The sequence below is a fragment of the Klebsiella sp. A-Nf5 genome (assembly GCF_002810545.1).
Lineage (GTDB): Bacteria > Pseudomonadota > Gammaproteobacteria > Enterobacterales > Enterobacteriaceae > Klebsiella > Klebsiella variicola.
On the sequence record NZ_PIOG01000256.1, the window covers coordinates 1 to 1,605 of the forward strand.

At 53.8% G+C, this 1,605-nt stretch carries 1 rRNA gene; it reads right to left on the minus strand.

Annotated elements, in window-relative coordinates:
- Positions 1–25: 25 nt before the first annotated feature.
- Positions 26–1,565 (minus strand): 16S ribosomal RNA (locus CWM53_RS24670).
- Positions 1,566–1,605 lie beyond the last annotated feature (40 nt).

Genomic DNA, 1,605 nt, shown 5'->3' on the forward strand with positions numbered 1-1,605 from the left:
CACTACAAAGGCAGGTTCTTTAAGGTAAGGAGGTGATCCAACCGCAGGTTCCCCTACGGTTACCTTGTTACGACTTCACCCCAGTCATGAATCACAAAGTGGTAAGCGCCCTCCCGAAGGTTAAGCTACCTACTTCTTTTGCAACCCACTCCCATGGTGTGACGGGCGGTGTGTACAAGGCCCGGGAACGTATTCACCGTAGCATTCTGATCTACGATTACTAGCGATTCCGACTTCATGGAGTCGAGTTGCAGACTCCAATCCGGACTACGACATACTTTATGAGGTCCGCTTGCTCTCGCGAGGTCGCTTCTCTTTGTATATGCCATTGTAGCACGTGTGTAGCCCTGGTCGTAAGGGCCATGATGACTTGACGTCATCCCCACCTTCCTCCAGTTTATCACTGGCAGTCTCCTTTGAGTTCCCGGCCTAACCGCTGGCAACAAAGGATAAGGGTTGCGCTCGTTGCGGGACTTAACCCAACATTTCACAACACGAGCTGACGACAGCCATGCAGCACCTGTCTCACAGTTCCCGAAGGCACCAAAGCATCTCTGCTAAGTTCTGTGGATGTCAAGACCAGGTAAGGTTCTTCGCGTTGCATCGAATTAAACCACATGCTCCACCGCTTGTGCGGGCCCCCGTCAATTCATTTGAGTTTTAACCTTGCGGCCGTACTCCCCAGGCGGTCGATTTAACGCGTTAGCTCCGGAAGCCACGCCTCAAGGGCACAACCTCCAAATCGACATCGTTTACAGCGTGGACTACCAGGGTATCTAATCCTGTTTGCTCCCCACGCTTTCGCACCTGAGCGTCAGTCTTTGTCCAGGGGGCCGCCTTCGCCACCGGTATTCCTCCAGATCTCTACGCATTTCACCGCTACACCTGGAATTCTACCCCCCTCTACAAGACTCTAGCCTGCCAGTTTCGAATGCAGTTCCCAGGTTGAGCCCGGGGATTTCACATCCGACTTGACAGACCGCCTGCGTGCGCTTTACGCCCAGTAATTCCGATTAACGCTTGCACCCTCCGTATTACCGCGGCTGCTGGCACGGAGTTAGCCGGTGCTTCTTCTGCGGGTAACGTCAATCGATGAGGTTATTAACCTCACCGCCTTCCTCCCCGCTGAAAGTGCTTTACAACCCGAAGGCCTTCTTCACACACGCGGCATGGCTGCATCAGGCTTGCGCCCATTGTGCAATATTCCCCACTGCTGCCTCCCGTAGGAGTCTGGACCGTGTCTCAGTTCCAGTGTGGCTGGTCATCCTCTCAGACCAGCTAGGGATCGTCGCCTAGGTGAGCCGTTACCCCACCTACTAGCTAATCCCATCTGGGCACATCTGATGGCATGAGGCCCGAAGGTCCCCCACTTTGGTCTTGCGACGTTATGCGGTATTAGCTACCGTTTCCAGTAGTTATCCCCCTCCATCAGGCAGTTTCCCAGACATTACTCACCCGTCCGCCGCTCGTCACCCGAGAGCAAGCTCTCTGTGCTACCGCTCGACTTGCATGTGTTAGGCCTGCCGCCAGCGTTCAATCTGAGCCATGATCAAACTCTTCAATTTAAGTTTGATGCTCGTGAATTAAACTTCGTAATGAATTACG